Below are 22,467 nucleotides of genomic sequence, written 5' to 3'. Positions count from 1 at the left end.
CATTGCCGGTGTACTGGAGTGAGTGGCCGGTCAGGAGGACGCGCTCCTGATCGTGAGTGCTGATGCCATAGGTACAGAGTGTATCTGTTTTTCAGGCTTTGGGGTTAAGTTCTGGTAAGTGTTGTTGGTTTTGTTGAACTTTTTGTTGTGCTGCGGCCACCAATCTTAACAACTCGGTTGTCTGGGCCGGGTGTTGCTGTCGACCGAACCGGGCCTGCTGCAACCGGTCCAGCTCTGGTGCCAGTTCCGGGAATTGCTGCCGGACCTGGGTCAGTGACGGTGTGGGACCGCGAATGCCGTCCAAGTGGGCGGGCAGCAGTTTCAGCGCCCGCTGAAGATCGTTGTTTTGCGCGGCCTGGGTGAATCCACGCTCGGGTCCGGGTTGCGGCGAAGGCGCCACGGTGACCGCGGCGGCCGTCGGCTGACGCCGATAGCCCCAGATAAAGGTCAGCACCAGCGCCAGGGCGAGCAGCATCGACAGGTATCGCCACAGTGAAGATTCCTGAGGTTGGCGGGGCTGGGCCTGCTCGGGCTGTGAGGGCGCCGACGCTGGAGCTGGCGATGCGCTGGCCTCTGAGGGCAGTACCGTCAGGGTACGGGCCGGCAGAGTGGCGTACTCTTTGCGGTTGAGTTTGGCATTCCACCAGGCGACCCGAATCTCAGGCAGGGTGTACTCTCCGGCGCTGGAAGCCACAATGGCGGTGCTTTGCTGCAGGCGGGCAACGATCTCTTTGCCTTGCGGGTCGTCCCCCCGTTCGGCTTTGTCCGGGTAGCTTTTGAGTCCTTTGGGGTAGTCCAGCTTTAGATTTGGCAATGCCGCTTCCGAGGTGCCGACGGCGGTCAGGTTGATGATTCGAGTAATGGGATCGCCAACCTTTACGGTCAGTTGTTGTGGATTCCACTGTTCAGACAGGGACACGGCATTGGCCACCAGCCACGGCTCGGTGAACGACGCCGGGGGCTGTTTGACCGTCAGGGTCAGCGGGCTGCCCATCACCTGCACCGGTGTGGACAGGCTGCGGGCAAACAGATCGTTGCTGCGCCCTGGCTTGAGGATGTCACCGCTGAAATCCGAGCCCTTGAGCGTTAGGGTGCCGGCTTGTTGTGGGGTGACCAGATAATGGCGCTCGATCACCCGGTAACGACGACCGTTCACCACCTCATTGCTGTTCTTGTCCTGACCGAGTTGCATGACACTGGCGTTGGCCAGTTGCGGCTCGGTCAACTGGCCTCGTTGCAGTTCTGCCGCCAGGTACAGTTTGACCCAGTAGTCTACGGGCTGGCCCAGCCATACCTCATGTTCGTTAAGCCCGGCCTTCATGAAGACGGTGGCCAATTGACCGGCTTCGGCATTGTCTGCCACCACCTTCAGGGTGATGGGCTGGCTTTGCAAGCCATCGGCCGTTAGCGGCGGAATGGTGACGGTGCCGGTGTCTTTGGGGATCAGCACTAACTGCCAGCGTGTTTCCCTGCGGGTGTTGAAATTAATGATCTGGGTGGAGCGGCTAACGTTGTTGCGAACCACGGTGAATTGGCGTTGCAGGGCCGTGGTGTCCAGGGCGTTGGCATCGACTTCATCGTCGGCAATGACCGTCAGCACGAACGATTGATTGGCCACAACCGGATTGGCATCCACACTGGCTGTTAAGCTGCTGTAGGCCCAGCAAGCGGGGGAGATGCATAGCATCAATAGCAGTACCAATCGATTTACCACTGGGTACGCTCCTCATTTATCTGGCCAGCCCGGCGGCGGCGCTCATACTCTAGTTTCATCTTGTTTCTCAGCAGCAGGCTGGGGTCGTCGGGAATCCGCTCCAGCGTGCGGGCATCGATGGACGTCGCTGGCGTTTGCTGCTCAGGGGCGAGTTCCGTTTCGGCCGCTGCCCCGAGTTGAGATTGAGGCTGTTTCGGCGATGGATCGTTTTCGGCGCCGGATTCAAACTCGTCCCTTGTCTGCGACGCCTGCGCATCATCGGGGCCAGAGGAAACCGGCGGTTGCGGGGGCTGTGGTTGGGCCTCTGACTGCGTGCGATTGCTGGGGTCGTTGTTGTCGTCCGGCTGTGGTTCGGCATCCGCTGCAGGTTGAGGTTGATCCTTGGCGGTGCTTTGCTCCTGGCTCGAATCCGGATTCTGAGGCGAGTCCTGGCTTTGCTGGCCCTGACCGTCTTGATCGCCGGACTGTGGATTTTGCTGTGGGTCTTGGCCCTGATTCGGGTCGTTGTCTTGCCCTTGATTGTTATCGCCTTGGCTTTGACTCTGGGTGTTATCGCCGTCGCCTTGTTGCTGTTGCTGTTGCTGTTGTTGTTGCTGTTGCTGTTGAAGCTGTTTGACCAGGTTCAAGTTGGCGGCAGCGGCGTCCAGAGCGGGATTGAGCTGCAGTGCTTGTTCATAAGCCTGTTGCGCCTGTTTGAGTTGGTTCAGGTGGGCCAGAGCATTGCCTTGATTGTACAGCGACTCGGCCGTTTGGGGCAGCTGCTGGTATTGGGTCAGAGCCTGCTCAAACTGGTTGCTGCGGTAGTAGGCTTCGGCTTTTTGATTGCCGTCCGGCAGCAGTTCGGTGGCCTGTTGATGTTGACCCTGGCGCATCAGTTCATTGGCCTGAGACTGAGACGATTGCCACCAGGCGGCGTTGGCAGGGGGGGGAGGCAGCAGCACTAGCGACAGCATCAGTAATGGCAGGTAACGGCGGACGAACCAGGCCGCTGGCAGCAGCAGCAGGGGCAGAAGATAGACGCCCATATCCTGCCATTGGCTGGTGCGGCGCTGTTGCTGTTGAGACTCATCGCTGTGGCCCTGGCGTTGCAGGGGGGCAGCCAAAGTCGCGATATCCTGATCATCCGGGCGGAACGGAATCAGTACCCCGTTGCCGGCATCGGCCAGTTTTTTTAATAACGGCGTATTGGCTTGAGCCACGATCACCTCTCCGGCCCGGTTTTTCACCAGCTTGCCGTCGGAGCGGCGCATGGGGGCGCCGGCGTCGGTGCCCAGCACGTACACTTTCAGGTTCCACGGCTGGGATTGGGCCAGCTCCAGTGCTCGGGCCGCGTGTTCATCGTTGATGCCGTCAATAAACAGAATGATCTCGCCCTGATGGTAACCCGCATCCTTAAGCAGGGTGCTGGCCAACTCTAAAGCGCTGGGCAGATCGGAGCCGGGAACCGGCATGATTTCAGGCGATAGGGTAGGGATCAGGTTGAGCAGGGTTTGCTTGTCGTCAGTCATCGGTGCCAGGGTGAAGGCGTCGCCGGCGTAGGCGATAAGTCCGGTTTCCCCCTCGTCAAAATTCCTGATGAGGTCAATGGCCTTAAACCGAGATTGAACCAGTCGATTTGGGGTTAGATCGGTGGCATACATCGAGTAGGACATGTCCATAACGATGACCCTGCCCTGGTTGAGCTGAAACACCGGGACCTCAAGACGGGTCCAACTGGGGCCAGTGAGGGTCAGCAGGCACAGGGCGGCCAGCCACCAGGGCCATTGGCTGCGACGGCTGGGGTGCTGATCCTGATGGCGCATCAACATGGCAGCCTGCAGATGTTCGGGCACCAGCTGTTGCCAGTTGAGGCCGTGATTGCGGTATCGCTTTGATAGCAGGTACAGCAGCGGCAGCAGCGCTAACGCCAGTAGCCACCATGGCCGAATCAGATGAAAGTCAGTCATGCTGAGTCCTCCGGCCGGCAACCAGTCCCAATGCGGTCAGCAGTAAAGCCAGGCCCAGAGGCCAGGCATAGAGTTCGGTTTTGGGCCGCCATCTCTTTTCGTCTCGTGCCACCGGCTCGAGTTGATCGAGCCTGGTGTAAATCTGTTGCATACTGTCACCGCTGCGGGCCCGAAAGTACTGGCCTCCGGTTTCATTGGCCAGCTGCTGAAGCACCGCTTCATTCAGATCCCGGCTGGGGTTGACCTGGCGTGTATCGAAGCCCATCCAACTGGTTTGCTTGAGGCTGTCGGCGCCAATGCCAATGGCGTAGATCTTAACGCCAGCGTTCTTCGCCAGTTGCAGGGCCTGATCGACATTGAATTGGCCTGCATTGTTGCTGCCGTCGGTGAGCAGCAGCAGTACCTTGTTGCTGTCCTGAAGCTGGCTGAAGCGTTTAACCGCCAGGGCGATGGCATCACCGATGGCGGTTTGTTGCCCCACCAAGCCCAGAACCGCTTCATCGAGGTAGCGTTTAACCGTATAACGGTCGAAGGTCAGTGGCGCTTGCAGGTAGGCACCGTCGGCAAACAGGATTAAGCCGATGCGATCCCCCTCGCGGCGGCGAACAAAATCGCCAAGCAGGTGCTGCATCATGCTGAAGCGATCAATCATGTTGTCCTGATAGCGCATGTCCTGAATCTGCATGCTGCCGGAAAGATCAGCGGCAATCATCAGATCCCGGCCTTGTCGCTCAAGAGGCACCGGTTCACCCAGCCACTGTGGTCGGGCGCAGGCAATGATCAGGGCCAACCAGGCGCACAGCATGATGGCTTTCATCCAGGCGGGTGTAGGCCGGCGTTCGCTGCTGTGTAGAGGCGACTGGCCCCAGGGCAACTTCAGCGCGGTGACGGCGCCCTGACGCTGGCGAGGCCGGGGCAGTAGCCAAGGAGTCACCACCGCCAGCAACAGATAGGGCCAGGCCAGAGTTAACATGGCTTCCTCCCCTTGCTAAGCCGTTTAAGGGTGTGAGTCAGCAGGGCTGTGATGCTGTCTCGACTGACCTCGGCATTGGCCTGATATTGCCGCTGTTGCAGTTGTTGCCATTGACGCTGATGATCGGGACTTTGAAATTGAGCCAGCCACTGCGTCCACTCGGTGCCGCTCAGGGCCGCGACCTGCTCTCTGGGGTAGTAGCACAGGGCGGTGCGTTTCATTAAACCGCTGACATCGGCAATGGTTACCGTTGCGGGTAAGGCCTTGAGCTCTCTCTGGGCACATCGCAATGGGCGCAGGTGGCGATGGCGGCGCCATAGTACGACCAACCCAAGCCCCAGGGCCACAATCAACACCAGCACAACCAGGTTGGCGCTGACAGACAGTGGCCATGACCAGGGCGTCGGTTCGGTGATGATGTCTTTCAATTGAGCTAACGGATCGGGTGCCATAGTGTTTCCAATTGCTCTGTTAAGGGAACGGCGGCATCCACCTGGCTTCTTGCCAGGCCACGTTGTCGGCTACCCAGAACAAAGTGCTGTTGTTCCTGTTGCAGTTGTTGCAGCCATTGTTGCCGCCCGGCCTGATTGAGGGTGGTCAACTTGCCCTGATACCACACCGGCAACACCGCGTCGGCATTGAGCTGAGACAGCCGCTCTGACAGTGGATCGGTAATTTGAAACAGGCGAATTTCGCTGTGCCTGGCCAGCTCAGCCAGGATATCGAGATGGTGATCGTTAAACCCGAGTCCATCGGAGATCACCAACACCACGCTGCCCGGGTGCGCCAGTCGTCGTAACCGATTCAACCCGGTATCCAGGTACCCAGGTTCCGCTTGTTGTTCAGCCCGGTGCAGTTCGACCAGGGAATCCAGCAGTGGCGAGATACCTTGACGACGAGCCCGAGGCTTGTGTTCTCGATGCCCGCCCTCGCGGCAGATAATGCCGCCAAGTCGTTCGCCGGCGTTGATGCTCTGCCAGCCGAGCATCGCTGCAAGGTGGCAGGCTTGAACCGATTGCAGCAGTAGGGCGGAGCCGCAGTGGAGCCGATTGCCCAGATCCACAAACAGCAGCACCGGTCGTTCCCGTTCTTCTCGAAACAGCTTGGTGTGGGCATGGCCGGTTCTGGCCGTCACTCGCCAGTCGATGGTGCGGACATCGTCGCCACTCTGATAGCGGCGGACTTCGTCAAACTCCATGCCACGGCCTTTAATGCGGCTCAGGTTCTGGCCGGCACGGTGGCTGGTGCGGGGTAAGCCTTTAAACGGGTTGTTGCGTGCTGCCGGGCCTCGGTAGACCAGCAGTTCCTCTAGGCTGACATCAATACCGTTACTGTGAGTCGGCAGGTTGACCATTAGGACAAGGCCACCAATTTTATAATTTGGTTGATGATATCGTCGGCATTGACCCCTTCGGCTTCCGCCTGGTAGCTAAGCAGTAATCGATGTCTGAGGACATTAGGCAGAACCGCTTGAATGTCTTCCGGTGCCACGTAATCCTTGCCGTGCAGCCAGGCTCTGGCCCGGGCGCAGCGCTCGAGGGCGATGGTGGCCCTTGGGCTTACGCCCCACTCCAGGTAACGTTGCAACTGGTCGCTGTAGCGCTGTGGCGCTCGAGTGGCGTCCACGAGGTGGACCATGTAGTCCTCCAGTTGCGGCGCCAGGTAGAGCTCCAAAGCCTGCTTGCGGGCGCTGAACACTTCGGATTGAGTCAGTGGCACCGGCGGTTGTGGTGGTGCAGACAGGGCTTCCTGGCGGCTGAGGGCCAGAATTTGCTTTTCGACATCGGGACCGGGGTAGTCCAGAGACAGGTGGAGCAGAAAACGATCCAGCTGAGCTTCAGGCAGCGGGTAGGTGCCTTCATTTTCAATGGGGTTCTGAGTGGCCAGAACCAAAAACAGTTCTGGCAGCCGATAACTGGTTTTGCCCACCGTTATCTGGTTTTCGGCCATGGCCTCAAGCAGTGCGGATTGAACCTTAGCCGGTGCCCGATTGATCTCATCGGCCAGCAACAGGTTGTGAAACAGCGGTCCAGCCTGAAACTCAAACTGACCGGTTTCCTGTCTGAAAATATCGGTACCGGTCAGATCGGCAGGCAGCAAATCCGGGGTAAACTGGACTCGATGGAAGTTGCCTTCAATGCTGTCTGCCAGGGCTTTTACTGCACGGGTTTTGGCCAGCCCCGGTGGTCCTTCTACCAACAGGTGACCATTGGCCACCAGCGCGATGAGAAGTCCTTCGACCATCTCAGGCTGGCCGATGACCATCTGATTGAGGTAGTTTTTTGCCTGTTCAAATCGTTCCAGCAACATGTGGGCGTCCGCTTTCGTCTGTAAGTCCGATACTATCCTATTAAAATCAGTTACTCCCTGCCAGAGGGAGTCTAATTCTGAGGCGACTGGAGCCCAAAAGTTCCCTGCTGCGGCATCGAGTGCTGGTTTCCTGCACAGACCAGGACGGAGGTCAGTCGGTCAGGGTACCCTGCTGATATTGACGAATGGCGGTATCGATCTGCTGTTGGCTATTCATCACAAACGGCCCCCAGTGCACGATGGGTTCCCGAATCGGCTCTCCGGCCAGCAACAGCAGTCTGGCATCCTCGTCGGTACTCAATTGTACCGTATTGCCTTCGCCAAAATAGAGCATATGGCCTGCACCGACTGAGCGCTTGTCGGTGGTCACGCTGCCCTGGTACAGGTAGGCCATGACCTGCATGGTGCTGGGAATACTGAGTTGCTGTTCGCCGTTGAGACTGAGATCGGCGATTAACATGGGAACGGCCTGGCGCACCAAAGGGCCGCGCTGGCCGGAATAGGTGCCGCTGATCAGTCTCATGCTGCTGCCCTGAGTCAGCTCGATGTCGGGAATGGTCTCTTTTTGAAAATCCTGATAGTCCGCAGCTTGCATCTTTTTCTTCGCCGGCAGATTGAGCCATAGCTGGAAGCCATGCAACTGCCCCTGGGTCATGATGGGCATCTCCGAGTGAATGACACCCCGGCCGGCACTCATCCACTGTGCCCCGCCATCGGTGAGTTCCCCCCGGTTGCCAAGGTGGTCTTGATGCAAAAAATGCCCGTTCTTCATGTAGGTCAGGGTTTCGATGCCACGATGCGGGTGGGAAGGGAAGCCGCCGACGTAATCTCGGGATTGATCGCCTTTGAGTTCGTCGAGCATTAAAAAGGGATCCATCAGCGGGTTTTTAAAGCCGGCGATGCGCTGGATGGTGACGCCATCGCCGTCCTGAGTCGGACGCGAGGCTTCGATGTGAATGAGTGGTCGAATGGTCATACTGAGTCTCCGTAATGTCATGGAGCCAGTATGGACTCAGTTTAATCGAACGAAAATTGCATAAAATAGCGGTTAATAACCAGCTAAATCGAAAGGATGAGCGGTTCACTGAGTGGCGTCGGTACCCATCTGAACCGGCAGCCGTCGCTGTGATGGCCTGAGGGTTATGACCAACAGCCCACAGCATTGACGCGGTGTGGCTGTTTTTTTGCCGCAATAAAAAAGCTCCAGCCTTGCGGCTAGAGCTTCATTATAAGTTGGTTGCGGGGCCTGATTAAACCGGCAGCCGTCGCTGTGATGACCTGAGGGTTATGACAAACAGGCCACGGTACTAATGCGAAGCACAGAGTTTTTGCGAAGACAACAAAAAAGCCTGACTCTTTCGAATCAGGCTTTTTGTATAAGTTGGTTGCGGGGGCCTGATTAAACCGGCAGCCGTCGCTGTGATGGCCTGAGGGTTATGACCAACAGCCCACAGCATTGACGCGGTGTGGCCGTTTTTTTGCCGCAATAAAAAAGCTCCAGCCTTGCGGCTAGAGCTTCATTATAAGTTGGTTGCGGGGGCCAGATTTGAACTGACGACCTTCGGGTTATGAGCCCGACGAGCTACCAGGCTGCTCCACCCCGCGACCGAAACTTTTAAGGCTGCCGTTGATGATTATCAACACCACCCTGTAATGTGGCTCCCCTTGCTGGACTTGAACCAGCGACATATGGATTAACAGTCCACCGTTCTACCGACTGAACTAAAGGGGAATCGATGTATTGAGTGCTTTCACTCCCTCCGGAGCTTCTATCCCAGTCCACGCGGTGTTATTCCGACTGAACTAAAGGGGAATCGAATTGTTGAGTGCTTTCACTCCCTCCGGAGTAATAAGTGTTTTAACTCTCTCCAGAGCAATAAGTTGGTTGCGGGGGCCAGATTTGAACTGACGACCTTCGGGTTATGAGCCCGACGAGCTACCAGGCTGCTCCACCCCGCGACCGAAACTTTTAAGGCTGCCGTTGATGATTATCAACACCACCCTGTAATGTGGCTCCCCTTGCTGGACTTGAACCAGCGACATATGGATTAACAGTCCACCGTTCTACCGACTGAACTAAAGGGGAATCGAATTGTGAGTGCTTTCACTCCCTCCGGAGTCTCTATCCCAGTCCACGCGGTGTTATTCCGACTGAACTAAAGGGGAATCGAATTGTTGAGTGCTTTCACTCCCTCCGGAGTAATAAGTGTTTTAACTCTCTCCAGAGCAATAAGTTGGTTGCGGGGGCCAGATTTGAACTGACGACCTTCGGGTTATGAGCCCGACGAGCTACCAGGCTGCTCCACCCCGCGACCGAAACTTTTAAGGCTGCCGTTGATGATTATCAACACCACCCTGTAATGTGGCTCCCCTTGCTGGACTTGAACCAGCGACATATGGATTAACAGTCCACCGTTCTACCGACTGAACTAAAGGGGAATCGAATTGTTGAGTGATTTCACTCCCTCCGGAGCTTCTATCCCAGTCCACGCGGTGTTGTGCCGACTGAACTAAAGGGGAATCGAATTGTTGAGTGTTTTAACTCTCTCCAGAGGTATAAATTGGTTGCGGGGGCCAGATTTGAACTGACGACCTTCGGGTTATGAGCCCGACGAGCTACCAAGCTGCTCCACCCCGCGACCGAGGCCATGCACTATAGCGAATTGAGCGAGTAGCTCAAGCACTATTTCACTATTTTTGGTTCGTGTGACGATTTATGCGACACCTGGGCCTGTTTGTATACGCGAGTGGTGAAAAATGGCTCACAGGCGAATCAAATAGCGAGTCGTGGCCGGATTTAGGTGATCGTCGAAGTCAAACAGAGTCTCATAAACACCTACTAGTTCTCGCGGTAGACTAACAGGGTTAATGGGCTGAATTAGAGGGATTTAGTGGTTGGTTAGAGTGTTTGTTCAATATGGCTGTTTGAAACTTCGCCATTAAAAGTTAGAATCGGATCACACTTTACTGGTCAGACCTTGCTGGGATGGGGTTCCGGCGTTGGGGTTGAACAGGGTACATCGAGAGGACAAACGATGAATAAAAGACAAGAGGTCACAACCCGAAGTGGAGACCGGATTGCCATAGTTGCGGGACTAAGAACGCCTTTTGCCCGCCAGGCGACGGCGTTTCACGGTGTATCGGCGTTAGACATGGGTAAGATGGTGGTATCGGAATTGATGTCCCGATACGACTTGGATCCACAGAGTGTGGATCAACTGGTCTATGGCCAGGTTATCCAGATGCCAAAAGCGCCGAACATTGCCCGTGAGATCGTTCTGGGAACCGGGATGAACGTCCATACCGATGCCTACAGCGTGACCCGGGCCTGTGCCACTTCCTTCCAATCGACGGTGAACATTGCCGAATCGATTATGGCGGGCACGGTGGATGTGGGCATCGCCGGTGGTTCCGACTCCAGCTCAGTATTGCCAATCACGGTGTCAACCAAGCTCGCCCGTGCGCTGGTGGATCTGACCAAGGCCCGAACCCTCGGGCAGCGCATTGCCATCTTCCGCCGTCTGGGGCTCAAGGATCTGGCGCCGGTTCCACCGGCGGTGGCCGAGTACTCCACCGGCATCTCCATGGGACAAACCGCCGAACAGATGGCCAAGACCCATCAAATCAGCCGCGCCGACCAGGACGCCATGGCCATTCGCTCTCATCACCTGGCGGCCAAAAACTGGAAGTCCGGTGTGATGGCTAACGAGGTCATGACCTGCCATGTCCCCCCTTATAAGGGCTTTATCAGTGAGGACAACAACGTCCGGGGTGATGCCAAAATCGAGAAGCTGAGTACCCTGAAGCCGGTGTTTGATCGCAAGCACGGCTCGGTAACGGCCGCTAACTCCACCCCGCTGACCGATGGCGCCTCGGCGCTGATTATGATGCCGGAGTCCAAGGCCAAGGCGCTGGGCTACGAGCCGATCGGTTACATCCGCAGTTGGGGCTTTGCCGCCATCGATGTGTTTGACGACATGTTGATGGGGCCCTCTTATGCCACTCCGTTGGCCCTGGACCGTGCCGGTATGACCCTTGCCGACCTGGATCTGATCGAGATGCACGAGGCGTTTGCGGCTCAGGCACTGGCCAATATGAAGATGTTTGAATCCAAACGTTTTGCCGAGGAAAAGTTGGGCCGCAGCGCTGCCATTGGCGACATCGACATGGATAAATTCAATGTGATGGGTGGCTCTCTGGCTTACGGTCACCCCTTTGCGGCAACCGGTGCACGGTTGATCACTCAGATGTGTAATGAATTAAAACGTCGTGGTGGTGGCGTGGGGCTAACCACCGCGTGTGCCGCCGGTGGTCTGGGCGCAGCAATGGTTCTGGAGGTAGAGTAATGAAGACAGATAGCTTTCAGGTAGAAGTCGGCAATGACAAGATCGCCGTCATTACCATGGATGTGCCCGGCGAAACCATGAACACCTTACGCAGCGAGTTTGGTGAAGAGGTGCGACAGGTACTGGATTTCATCAAAAGCCGCAGCGATCTGCTCGGGATCGTGTTTACGTCTGGCAAGCCGGATTCTTTTATCGCCGGCGCAGACATCAATATGTTGGCAGACTGCCAGACCGCTGAGGATGTCTACACCCTGTCCCGGGATGGACACAAGTTGCTCAACGAGTTATCGCGGCTGCCTTTGCCTGTGGTCGCCGCCATTCATGGCCCCTGTTTGGGAGGGGGCTTGGAGTTGGCGCTGGCCTGCGATTACCGGGTGATCAGTAACCACGCCAAAACGGTGCTGGGATTGCCGGAAGTGCAGTTGGGCATCTTGCCTGGTGGCGGTGGCACCCAGCGGCTGCCTAAGCTGGTGGGCATCGCTAAGTCGCTGGACATGATGCTGACCGGTAAGCAACTTCGCGCTAAGCAGGCGGTCAAGTTGGGCGTCGCCGATGAGATGGTGCCAAACACGGTGTTGCTCAGTGCTGCCAAGAAATGGATCGGTAAAGGCAAACGCAAAGCGGCTAAACCGAAATTGAAAGGGGTAGAGAAACTGCTGGAGGCGACACCGGTCGGGCGTAACGTGATCTTCGATCAGGCATTGAAGACGGTGATGGCCAAGACTCAGGGCAACTACCCGGCACCGGCAAAGATCATCGAGTGCGTCAAAGCGTCGACCAAGGATCTGGAGTCGGGACTGAAACTGGAAGCGCGTCACTTTGCGGATCTGGTGATGTCGCCGGAATCTGCGGCGTTGCGGTCGATCTTCTTTGCGACCACAGAAATGAAGAAGGAAACCGGTGCCGGCGACGTCAAGCCAGAGAAGATTGAACGCGCCATGGTACTTGGGGGCGGGTTGATGGGCGGCGGTATTGCCAATGTCACCGCCATCAAGGCTAAGGTGCCTGTGCGGATCAAAGACATCTCCCATCAAGGGATCTCCATGGCACTGGGGTCAACCTGGAAGCAGTTGGATAAGAAAGTAAAACGCCGTCATATCACCGAGGCCGAACGGGATAAGGCGATGGCGATGATGACCGGTACCACCGATTATCAGGGCATTAAAGATGTCGACATTGTGGTAGAGGCGGTGTTTGAAGATCTGGGGCTGAAGCATCAGATGGTGAAAGACGTTGAGGCGCATTGCTCAGACAGTACCATTTTTGCCACCAATACCTCTTCGCTGCCCATTGGACAGATCGCCCAGGCGGCTCAGCGACCAGAAAACGTCATCGGTCTGCACTATTTCTCACCGGTGGAAAAGATGCCACTGGCGGAAGTTATCGCTCATAAGTCCACTTCTGCTCAGACCATTGCTACCACGGTCGCTTTCGCTAAGAAACAGGGTAAAACACCCATTGTGGTTCAAGATTGTGCCGGGTTCTATGTAAATCGTATTTTAGCCCCCTATATGAATGAGGCTGCCACCCTGGTTTTAGAGGGTGAACCCATTGAAAAGTTAGATAAGGCACTGGTTAAATTCGGTTTTCCTGTCGGTCCAGTTACACTTTTGGATGAGGTAGGTATCGATGTGGGCGCCAAAATTTCGCCGATTTTAGAGGCGGAATTGGGATCTCGGTTCGCGGCCCCACCGGCTTTCGCCAAACTTTTGGCGGATGACCGTAAAGGTCGCAAGAATGGTAAGGGTTTCTACCAGTTTAATGGTAAGAAAAAGGGGCCTAAGCCCGTCGATGAGAGCGTATACAAGGTGTTAGGCATTACTCCTCAGGGGCGCCTGTCGGACTCTGAGATGTCTGAGCGCTGTGTGGTGCATATGCTGAACGAAGCGGTTCGCTGCCTGGATGAGGGCATCATCGCGTCCGCACGAGACGGTGATATTGGTGCCATCTTTGGCATCGGTTTTCCGCCGTTCCTGGGGGGGCCGTTCCGCTATATCGACTCGCTGGGGCAAAAGCGCCTGGTTGAGATACTGCAGGGCTACCAGAGCAAGTTTGGCGATCGGTTTGCTCCCAGTGAGTATCTGGTGAAGATGGCCGAAGAGGGGCGCCATTTTTACGACTAAGTGATCGGGGTTCAATAAGAGGCGGCGCAAGCCGCCTTTTTTATTGGACAGTTTTTGAGCTGACTATATAATGCTCGGCTTGTTGGTGTGGCGCGGTAGTGAGAAGAAACGTGATGTGGTTGATACTGGCATTCGCAAGTGCTCTGTTCTTTTATGCCGAAGCCTTGAAAAACGGCCTGGCGCCAAAAACCTGGGCTGTTGCCGGCTTGCTGTGCGGCCCTTTAGTCTGGCCTCTGTTTCAGGTACATCGCCGCATGGCCATGCTGCAATGCCGTGGCCAGGGCAACGTTATCTGGAAAATATAAAGGAGCCCGAAGGCTCCTAGAGTAAAGGTCTTATGGTTGCCACCTTGTGGCGATGACCTGTCAATTTACGACCACCAGCTCCCTGCCGGTACTTCTCTGATATCCAATTCAGCGTTGATTCGTTTGCGAGGCTTACGAATCAGTGTGGCCCTAAATAGTGTGGCTATCATTTTGATCATGATGCGTGCTCCTTCTATACAGGGTGAATATCAACGCCTGGTTTGAGTTAGGCGGTTGTTGATTCAGACAGCTTGATCCATGGCACCGAGCCGGCGACTTGCTGGTTCTGCTCAGACAGCTTGATCCATGGCACCGAACCGGCGACTTGCTGGTTCTGCTCGGACAGCTTGATCCACGGCACCGAACCGGCGACTTGCTGGTTCTGCTCAGACAGCTTGATCCATGGCACCGAGCCGGCGACTTGCTGGTTCTGCTCAGACAGCTTGATCCATGGCACCGAACCGGCGACTTGCTGGTTTTGCTCAGACAGCTTGATCCATGGCACCGAACCGGCGACTTGCTGGTTCTGCTCAGACAGCTTGATCCATGGCACCGAACCGGCGACTTGCTGGTTTTGCTCAGACAGCTTGATCCATGGCACCGAACCGGCGACTTGCTGGTTCTGCTCAGACAGCTTGATCCATGGCACTGAGCCGGCGACTTGCTGGTTTTGCTCAGACAGCTTGATCCATGGCACCGAACCGGCGACTTGCTGGTTCTGCTCAGACAGCTTGATCCATGGCACCGAACCGGCGACTTGCTGGTTCTGCTCAGACAGCTTGATCCATGGCACCGAACCGGCGACTTGCTGGTTTTGCTCAGACAGCTTGATCCATGGCACCGAACCGGCGACTTGCTGGTTCTGCTCAGACAGCTTGATCCACGGCACTGAGCCGGCGATTTGCTGGTTTTGCTCGGACAGCTTGATCCACGGCACTGAGCCGGCCAGTTGCTGGTTTTGATCAGACAGCTTGATCCACGGCACCGAGCCGGCGACTTGCTGGTTTTGCTCAGACAGCTTGATCCATGGCACCGAACCGGCGACTTGCTGGTTCTGCTCAGACAGCTTGATCCACGGCACCGAGCCGGCGACTTGCTGGTTTTGCTCGGACAGCTTGATCCACGGCACCGAGCCGGCGACTTGTTGGTTTTGCTCGGACAGCTTGATCCATGGCACCGAGCCGGCCAGCTTGTTGGTGGTTTCGGATAACTTGATCCAGGGAACGCTGCCCGCGACCTGCTGGTTTTGCTCGGACAACTTTATCCATGGCACGCTTCCGGCGATCTGTTGCAGCGCGTTGGCCTGCTCAGGGGTATGGCTGATGGATGCGACACCGTAGAAAGAGGTAGCAGTAACGAAGGTGGATAACAGAAGCTTCATTGCTGTAGTCATAGTGGTTGCCCTTGCTGAATGTTAAAAATAGACAGCAAGGGTTTAGCAATGGTTGTGCCAATGTTGTTTTGTGGTAAATTTCCTAGCTTTTCAAAGAGATTTTGGATTTCTCATTTTTAAGCTTTTGTTCTATATGACTTTCTTTTAGCGGTTTACTGAAATGGTAGCCTTGAATTAATTCACACTTAAGAGCCTTTAAAACAGTAAGTTGCGATTGCTCTTCAATCCCTTCTGCCACCACTTGCAAGTTCATGTTGTGGGCGATGGTAATGATGGAGTCGACCATTTTCATGTCGCGATCGGAAGTGGCGATGTCATCGATAAAGGATTTGTCGATTTTTAACGTATGAATCGGGAACCGCTTCAGGTAAGACAATGAAGAGTATCCAGTGCCGAAATCATCCAGTGCCAGATGAATCTGCATTCGGTTGAGGTCTTTCATAATCTGAATGGCTGCTTCTGGCCGCTCGATGACGGTGCCTTCGGTGATCTCCAGTTCCAGGTTGTGGGCGGGCAGGCCGGTCTCGTCCAGAATCGCTTGAATGCGCTTGCACAGCCCGGGAGAGCTAAATTGCTGGCTGGAGAGGTTCACCGCCATTCGGCCCCGCAGCAGGCCTTTTTTCCGCCATTGCTCGGCGGTGAGGCAGGCTTGCTTTAAGACCCAGTTATCGATGTCGATAATCAGGCCAGTCTCCTCCGCCAGGTCGATGAACTGGTCGGGGAACAGCAGACCCTTGCTGGGGTGGTTGAGGCGAACCAGTGCTTCCATGCCAAAGATGGAGTCGGAACCGAGGGCCATTTTGGGTTGATAATGCAATTCAAACCAGTGCTCCTTCAGGGCCTGGCGAATCATGCTTTCGACCTCGAAGCGCTTAATGGCGTCCTGATTCATAAAGTCGTTGAAGAACTGGAAACGCTGCCCTCCCTGACTCTTGGCGTGGTACATCGCCAGATCGGCTTTTCTCAGCAGTGCATGAGGCTCGACGTCATCCTCGGGGTAGCTGACGATGCCGATGCTGGCTTTGACGACGATCTCCTCTTCGTCTACCAGATAGGGTTGTTCAAAGGTGGTCAGGATCCGCTTGGCGATCTTACTGGCATTCTTCACCGACGAGGTGCTGTCGGCGATGACGGCAAACTCGTCGCCGCCGAGGCGGTAGAGTTCGCAGTCGTTGGGCAGTTTGCTGTTGAGGCGGTTGGCCACATGACACAACAAGCTGTCTCCCACATCGTGGCCCAGGGTTTCATTGATGCGCTTAAAGTTATCCAGATCAAACACAAACAGGCAGTGTTCGCTTTGACGCTTGATGCGGGCGTCCAGGCTGATGTGCAGGTAAGTGCGGTTTGGCAGTCCGGTCAGCACGTCGTTGTTGGTCAGCCGCCGCAGCTCCACCTCATTTTGTTTGCGGTGGGTAATGTCGGTAAGGATGCCGACAAAATAGCTGGGGTGGTTGTCTTCGGCCTTGATCAGATCGATCACCACATCCAGATGGATTTTTCGGCCATCCGGGCGGCGGTGCTCAAGTTCGCTGGCCCAGTTGCCCTGAATCTTGACGATGTTGGAGATTTCCTGGAAGTAATCGGTGTCCAGATCCCCCAGTGACAGCGGAGTGCCAATCAGTGCCTGGCGTTTGTGACCCAGGATTTGACAGCCACTGTCGTTCAGCTCCAGGTAGTTGAAATTGGCATCCAGAATGAACATACCTTCGGAGATGTTGGTCAGGGCGCGGGCAAAGATGGTCAGGCGCTCTTCCGCTTCCTTGATTTTACTGATGTCTTTAATGGTTCCGGTCATTCGCGATGGTTGATCGTCACCGTCACGTTCGACAATCTTGGCCCGGTCGAGGATCCAGATCCAGTTGTGCTGTTTGTCTCGAACCCGGTAGGTCGCCTCAAAATGATCGATGTCGCCACGGAAGTGGGCTTCAAGGGCGGCGCGGACACGCTCCCGATCATTGGGGTGGATGTTGCCGTTGTCGGTGGGGGTGCTGCGTTGACCATCTTGAGGAAAGTCCAGGGTGCCCCAGATGTTGGAGCGGTATATCCGTCCGGAATCGATGTCCCAGTCCCACATCTCATCGCCACTGCCCCACAGAGACAGCTTGAGGCGCTCCTCACTCTGAGCGATGCGCGCCTGAACCCGACGTCGCTGCTGAATGGAGCGGAAGGCCAGGTAGATGATGGCCATCAGTACCATGGCGTAGATTGCCTTGGCCGAGGTCGACAACCACCATGGGGGAAGAATGGTGACCTCAAGACTGCGAACCGGGCTGTCGTGACCGAGGCCATTGGTGCTTTTTATCTCGAACCGGTACTCGCCGTAGGGCACGTTGGTGTAGGTGGCGATGCGGGAGTTGTTGGCGGTTTCCAGCCAGTTGTCATCCAGGCCATGGAGTCGGTACAGGTAGGAGATGTTGTAATCCAATGCCTCTGTGGGCGAGGAAAAGCCGAAAGAGAATGGGTAATCGCTGCTTTTCAGGGTGATGGATTTGGCCACCAAAATGTTCTTGCTCAACTTCTCACTCACCGGCACTTCTCGGTTGAAGATTCGAAACGAGGTGATTACCGGAGCGGTCGCCCGCTGCTGGGTTTTGTCGATGTCGGAGACCAGGTTCAGTCCGCCGCTGCCACCAAAGACCAACTTGTCATTGAATTTACCGCTGGCCATGCCGTTAAACTCGGACAGGGCTCCGAGCTTGGTATCGTAGATGTTGACGGTGTCGCCACTGCTGCGATCGACCACCACCAGGCCGCCGGAGGTGGCACTGATGATGCGTTCCGGAGTGACTTCAAAGGAGTAGGCCACGCTCTTGTTCAGTTTACTGAACTGTTCGATGTGGCCGCTGCTGTTTATCTCAAACATACCGGTATCCAGTGCTTGAGCGTAGATCTGGCCATTGGCGATTTTGGTGCCGGAGATGATGCGTCCCTTGAGGAATTCGCCATTTCGAATCAGTTCGTCGTCCAGTTTCACCAGTTGAATGACGCCATTCTGAGTACCGATCACCAGGCTGCTTTTGGTGACTGCGCCATTGAGAATGGGGTGTTTAAACTGCTCATCCAGCGGAGCCGGAACAATGGCCGGGGAGGGGCTGTTGAGGTTGAGCATCATCAAGCCGTGATCCACGGTACCAAGGTACACCTTGCCCTGATAGATATCAGGAATGATGCAGCTGAAGGTGGCATCGTGCTTCAGGGTGGTGGTATTGAAGTTGGCATCGACAATGACCAGGGTCTGGCGACCACTGATCAGCAGTTTGTCGCCAAAGGTGGCCACGGTTTTGGGGCCGGCAATGGCGGTGTTGAGGCTGCGGGTTTGCTCAAACTGCTCATTATAGAAGTGAACCTCGGGGTCATCTTCCAGAACCACCAACTCCTGGCCAAACTGGTGAGCCCCCCAGACGTCATTGCCATTGTCATTGGCAAACTTTTCAACCACTTTCTGTTGATTACTCTTTCTGAACAGGCCGTTGCCATTGGTGCCAAACCAGAAGTTATTGCCTGAATCGGTGAACAGGCTAATGATGGGTTTGTTGTTATCCTCGGTGTGAAACTGGCGGATCTTGTAAGGGTGTTCTGAGGTGTCAACGGCGATGATTCCGGTTTCTGAGACTACCCGCAGCGTGCTTTCCCGCTCGTTGTAATCCAGCTTTTCAAACTGTTCGCCAGTCAATATTTCCGTTAATTCGCCACTGCGGCTTAAGCTGAAAACCTGGTTGGCGGTTAACAGGAACCACTCATTGATGGCGCGATCGATGTCGATAACGTTTAAGTTGCCATCCGTCAGCGGCGTCCATTGCTCGTTGCCGCCCGGTTGATTCGATTTGACCTGGCCGGAGGCGGTCAGGGCCAGGTTCAGCGTTTTTCCGGGGAGGCTTTTTTTGATCGCTTCGCCGGCGCTGAGTTGCTCGATGACGCCGGAGTGGATGTTCAGTGAAAACAGTCCCTGAGTGTTGGAGAGCCAGATGTGGTTTTTGTACAGTGTCAGGTGATTGGTGGTCAGCCCCGAGGGAATGTCGATGGTGGAAAATTGCTGAGAGGTGATGTCATAGCGGCTGATGGCGGTTTGGGTCGCGATGTAGAGCGCGTTCTGCTTGGCGACGTACACCAGGTCGTGAATGGTGTTGGAGCTGAGGCTGTTGGGATTGCCCTCCTCATGACGGAACACCTTGAATTCGTTGCCATCGAAGCGGTTTAGGCCATCGAGAGTGGCAAACCACATCATGCCCTGGTTGTCTTGGGTAATGGCGGTGACCACCGACTGGCTCAGCCCTTTCGCCATCGACAGGTGCTGGAGTTTGGTGACCGGTTGCAATGAAGCCGCCATACTCGCCATGGAACTCAGGGCAAGGGATAGGATAAGGGCGACGACCAGTTTTAGCTTCATATCTGTATTTATACGTTCTTATGATATAGAAAACGGCCCTATTTGGACCGCCTAACACTGTATACAACTATTTTACAATAGCATCTGTTACGAGGTGACAGCAACCGCAGATACTGCGGTTAAGCTGTTGAATTACAGCGGCATCACAGAGCGGATTACATAGAAAAGCGACCGGCTTCCGATTTAAATTGATTCAGGTCTTCGATGCTGCTGGAGCCGGTAATGGGAGAGTTATCCTGATGCTGGTTGCCACAACTAAAGAGAATCAGCCTGTCCGGGGTCTTGGCTTTCATTCGATTGACGATAAAGCGAATCATGTCAGCGCGCTCCAGCAAGGCGATCTTGTCGGCGATTCTCTGCCGCTGATCGAAGTCGCAGTCGTGGTTGCCGATGCTGGTCCACAGGCGCTGGGCCCTGGCATTGATGTTGGCATCCGGCTCGAGAATCTGTTGAATCAATCCCTGTTTGGTGGCTTGCCACTGTTCATGCGTGATCTGCATCAGCGCGTAGCTGAAATCGGCAATGAACTGGTCGATGGCTTCAATCAGTTTCAGCGGGCTGGCAACCGGACTTTGAATGTAGAACATCAGTCCCGGGTAGTGGTTCAGCGGCACGTAACTGGTGCCGACCATGTAGCCCAGTTGTTGCTTGGTTCGCAGTTCGTGGAAGAAGGTCGATGACATGGCGTGGTTGAGCAGGCTGAACATGGCGGCCTTGTCGGTGCTGTGCTGCCTGGATTGGTAGTACACCAATATGGCGCTGTCCTGATGCTCGGCGGGCAGTTCCCTGAGGATGGTGCCCTTGTTGTCGATGCGCACCAACTCCCTGGCCACCTCCTCTCCGGGTTGGCTGACCAGCGCCAGCTGGCGATTCAGGTCCTGGGCCAGGGCCACGGCTTCGTCTTTCAACCAGTCTCCGTAGACGAAGGCTTCCACGTTGATCTGCTGATAGATTTTACTGATGTGACCGTGCAGCTCCTCCAGAGTGACGGTTTCCAGTCCGGCGGCCAGCCTCAGGGGCTCATAGCTGCGGTGCTGCAGCGTGGCGGTGAGGCTGTTAAACAACTTTGAGATAGGCCGGGCGTTGCGAACCGCATGCCAGTTGCGCATCAGCCTGGCTTTGGTGTCATTGAAGCGTCTGGGCAGAAAGTTCCGCTTTCTGGCCTGGGTCAACAGCAGCGTCAGCAGTGCCTGCTGCTTGCCGGTAAAGCCGGTCAGGTGCAGGGTCAGCCCACCCTGATGGGGGTAGATGTTATAGGACATACCGGCGATCTCAGCTGGATAGGTTCGCTCGCTGAGATCGTCCAGCAGCATGGCGATGTACAGTCGGGTCAGAGCCGCTGCTCGTGTGGTGCGGTGAGCTTGTTCACTGTCCAGGGCGATAAACAGGTGGCCTTTGGGCACATTGAACTCATTGTCTTTGTAGTGCCAGAGACGAAACCCCTGTTGATTGAAAACCACTTCGGGACCGGCGCTTTGCGGCTGCTCCTGTCGAGGTCGAATGTTGTTCAGGATGTAGGGGTTGGGGCCGGGTAACCCCAGCTCATGGGAGCGGGGGACACTGGCCCAGCGCTGCCGGCGAGCGGCGGTGATCGGAGTGATGCGATAGGGGGTGTTGTACCACTTGGCGTGCCGGTCGGTATCGAGCTCTGGCAATACCAGTTGAATCCGCAACTGATCGGGCACCATGGTGTCCAGCAGTGAGGCGGTCAGCTGATGATCCAGGGCGTCCATGCGGTAGTCGCCAAAAATCACGTCCTCGGCGGGGTAGTGCTGCAGGTTGATGGCCAGGTGGCTGGCCAGATCCAGCGGTTTATTGGCTTCCTGATACTTGAACGCCAAATCCAACAGGGTTTTGCGCTCTTCATAGCGCCAATCTTCGAGGCATTGTTGGCGCACCACTTCGATGAACTGAAACATCAGTCCGATGATGGTGTCTTGTTCGCCAATCCCTTTCTCTGTCAGCTGAAAGCTGATGTTGAAGTCTTTAAAGTTGTAGCCATTGATGCCGCCGCCGGCAGACAGGTTGGTGGCCAGTCCCTGACGTTTCAGCAGTGATAGCAGGCTGCCCCGACCTTCGTAACCCAACATGTGCGCTAAAAAAGTCAGTGGTTTGAGGTGATACCATTTGTCCACTCCGGGAAGCGGAAAGGTCACCGTGAGTCGCCGCTGCGCTTTCAGGGGCGTGGCCTGCACCTCGATGTTCATCTCTTTGTCGGTGTACAGCGGAATGTCCGGGTAGCACTTGTGAATGTCCCGGTTGACGATGGCGCTGAAGTACTGCTGCAGCCAATCCTGCATCTGCTCGAGGTCGGCATTGCTCACCAACACCAGGGTCATCAGGTTGGCGGAATACTGGGTGCGGTAGAACTCCAGCAACTCCTCCCGAACCGGACGCTGGTTACGATCCGCCAGGGTGTCCAGGTTGCCGACGGAGAACTTACTGAAGGGGTGGGCCGGATTTACGGTCTGTTTATGCACCTGATACAGGCGGCGCACGTCATCCCGCAGTTTCATCTTAAACTCAGAATCCACCGACTGGCGCTCTTTGTCCGCCAGGTGAGCATCGAACAGCGGCGCGGTAAAGAACTGGCTGAAGCGCAATAACCCCTCTTGAAAGCGGTCGTGGTTGATGTCGAAAAAGTAGCTGGTGAACTCCGGCCCGGTCCAGGCGTTGTGGTTGCCGCCGTTCTGGCTGATGAACTGCTGGTATTCTCCCGGGTGGGGAAACTTTTCGGTGCCGAGAAACAGCATGTGCTCGAGGAAGTGGGCCATTCCTTCCCGATCGTCGGGATCGTCGAAGTGGCCGACATTAACGGCCAGTGCGGCGGCGGACTTGGTGGCCGTGGAATCGGCGATCAGTAAGGCCCTTAAGCCATTGTCTAGCGTGACCTGAGCGTATTTTTTGTTATCGTTGGGGCTGACGATCAGTTCTGGCATCAATGTTGAATCCTATAGGCGTACGGCCGAG

The 22,467-nt window shown here is 55.8% G+C and carries 13 protein-coding genes and 7 tRNA genes; 3 read left to right on the top strand and 17 right to left on the bottom strand.

The genetic code is table 11. The features are described 5' to 3' along the window. Positions 1 to 91 precede the first annotated feature (91 nt). The 14 genes from J8Z22_RS17030 to J8Z22_RS16965 all read right to left on the bottom strand — a co-directional run bounded on the left by J8Z22_RS17030 (position 92) and on the right by J8Z22_RS16965 (position 9,582). Entirely contained in the window at positions 92 to 1,714 is a 1,623-nt protein-coding gene (locus J8Z22_RS17030) for a BatD family protein (RefSeq protein WP_252007172.1), read from the bottom strand. Further along, a complete protein-coding gene (locus tag J8Z22_RS17025) occupies positions 1,708 to 3,660 on the bottom strand; it encodes a VWA domain-containing protein (protein WP_252007171.1) in 1,953 nt (650 codons plus the stop codon). The genes J8Z22_RS17030 and J8Z22_RS17025 overlap by 7 nt, the downstream gene beginning before the upstream one ends. Further along, complete coding sequence (locus tag J8Z22_RS17020) at positions 3,653 to 4,633, bottom strand: VWA domain-containing protein (RefSeq protein WP_252007170.1); 981 nt, start codon at positions 4,631 to 4,633, stop codon at positions 3,653 to 3,655. The genes J8Z22_RS17025 and J8Z22_RS17020 overlap by 8 nt, the downstream gene beginning before the upstream one ends. Continuing rightward, positions 4,627 to 5,085 carry a DUF4381 domain-containing protein gene (locus J8Z22_RS17015; protein ID WP_252007169.1) on the bottom strand — a complete coding sequence of 153 codons (459 nt, stop codon included), beginning with the start codon at positions 5,083 to 5,085 and terminating at the stop codon, positions 4,627 to 4,629. The genes J8Z22_RS17020 and J8Z22_RS17015 overlap by 7 nt, the downstream gene beginning before the upstream one ends. After that, positions 5,067 to 5,987, bottom strand: a complete 921-nt coding sequence (locus J8Z22_RS17010; RefSeq protein ID WP_035416345.1) for a DUF58 domain-containing protein — start codon at positions 5,985 to 5,987, stop codon at positions 5,067 to 5,069. The genes J8Z22_RS17015 and J8Z22_RS17010 overlap by 19 nt, the downstream gene beginning before the upstream one ends. After that, positions 5,987 to 6,943: a MoxR family ATPase gene (locus tag J8Z22_RS17005; RefSeq protein WP_028114677.1), complete on the bottom strand. Its 957-nt coding sequence runs from the start codon at positions 6,941 to 6,943 to the stop codon at positions 5,987 to 5,989. The genes J8Z22_RS17010 and J8Z22_RS17005 overlap by 1 nt, the downstream gene beginning before the upstream one ends. Positions 6,944 to 7,094: 151 nt before the next feature. Continuing rightward, the gene (locus tag J8Z22_RS17000; RefSeq protein WP_252007168.1) at positions 7,095 to 7,919 is read right to left on the bottom strand and encodes a pirin family protein; all 825 of its coding nucleotides are present in this window, start codon (positions 7,917 to 7,919) and stop codon (positions 7,095 to 7,097) included. A 552-nt stretch (positions 7,920 to 8,471) separates the two neighbouring features. Further along, positions 8,472 to 8,548 (bottom strand) — tRNA-Met (locus tag J8Z22_RS16995). A 51-nt stretch (positions 8,549 to 8,599) separates the two neighbouring features. After that, a tRNA-Asn gene (locus J8Z22_RS16990) sits at positions 8,600 to 8,675 on the bottom strand. A gap of 150 nt (positions 8,676 to 8,825) precedes the next feature. Beyond that, a tRNA-Met gene (locus J8Z22_RS16985) sits at positions 8,826 to 8,902 on the bottom strand. Positions 8,903 to 8,953: 51 nt separating this feature from the next. Continuing rightward, a tRNA-Asn gene (locus J8Z22_RS16980) sits at positions 8,954 to 9,029 on the bottom strand. 149 nt (positions 9,030 to 9,178) lie between these two features. After that, positions 9,179 to 9,255 (bottom strand) — tRNA-Met (locus J8Z22_RS16975). Between the two features lie 51 nt (positions 9,256 to 9,306). Continuing rightward, positions 9,307 to 9,382 (bottom strand) — tRNA-Asn (locus tag J8Z22_RS16970). A 123-nt stretch (positions 9,383 to 9,505) separates the two neighbouring features. Then, positions 9,506 to 9,582, bottom strand: a tRNA-Met gene (locus J8Z22_RS16965). A 396-nt stretch (positions 9,583 to 9,978) separates the two neighbouring features. On the opposite strand from J8Z22_RS16965, the gene fadI reads away from it, so the two are divergent. From fadI to J8Z22_RS16950, 3 genes are all read left to right on the top strand, one after another. Continuing rightward, entirely contained in the window at positions 9,979 to 11,289 is a 1,311-nt protein-coding gene (fadI, locus tag J8Z22_RS16960) for an acetyl-CoA C-acyltransferase FadI (RefSeq protein ID WP_028114675.1), read from the top strand. Further along, positions 11,289 to 13,412 carry a fatty acid oxidation complex subunit alpha FadJ gene (fadJ, locus tag J8Z22_RS16955; protein WP_028114674.1) on the top strand — a complete coding sequence of 708 codons (2,124 nt, stop codon included), beginning with the start codon at positions 11,289 to 11,291 and terminating at the stop codon, positions 13,410 to 13,412. Before fadI ends, fadJ begins: the two co-directional genes overlap by 1 nt. A gap of 113 nt (positions 13,413 to 13,525) precedes the next feature. Continuing rightward, the gene (locus J8Z22_RS16950; protein ID WP_028114673.1) at positions 13,526 to 13,717 is read left to right on the top strand and encodes a hypothetical protein; all 192 of its coding nucleotides are present in this window, start codon (positions 13,526 to 13,528) and stop codon (positions 13,715 to 13,717) included. Positions 13,718 to 13,943: 226 nt separating this feature from the next. Here the strand turns inward: J8Z22_RS16950 and J8Z22_RS16945 are convergent, their stop codons facing one another. The 3 genes from J8Z22_RS16945 to J8Z22_RS16935 form a co-directional block, all read right to left on the bottom strand. Continuing rightward, positions 13,944 to 15,098, bottom strand: coding sequence for a hypothetical protein (locus J8Z22_RS16945; RefSeq protein WP_252007167.1), 1,155 nt, complete (start codon positions 15,096 to 15,098; stop codon positions 13,944 to 13,946). Between the two features lie 94 nt (positions 15,099 to 15,192). Continuing rightward, on the bottom strand, positions 15,193 to 19,497 hold the full coding sequence (locus J8Z22_RS16940) for an EAL domain-containing protein (protein WP_035416340.1): 4,305 nt from the start codon (positions 19,495 to 19,497) through the stop codon (positions 15,193 to 15,195). Positions 19,498 to 19,652: 155 nt separating this feature from the next. Then, positions 19,653 to 22,436: an insulinase family protein gene (locus tag J8Z22_RS16935; RefSeq protein ID WP_252007166.1), complete on the bottom strand. Its 2,784-nt coding sequence runs from the start codon at positions 22,434 to 22,436 to the stop codon at positions 19,653 to 19,655. Positions 22,437 to 22,467 lie beyond the last annotated feature (31 nt).

It is taken from the genome of Ferrimonas sp. SCSIO 43195, assembly GCF_023716685.1.
GTDB classification, from domain to species: Bacteria; Pseudomonadota; Gammaproteobacteria; order Enterobacterales; family Shewanellaceae; genus Ferrimonas; species Ferrimonas kyonanensis.
Note: the sequence above shows the minus strand (reverse complement) of the source record. Positions and strands in the feature narration are given on the sequence as shown.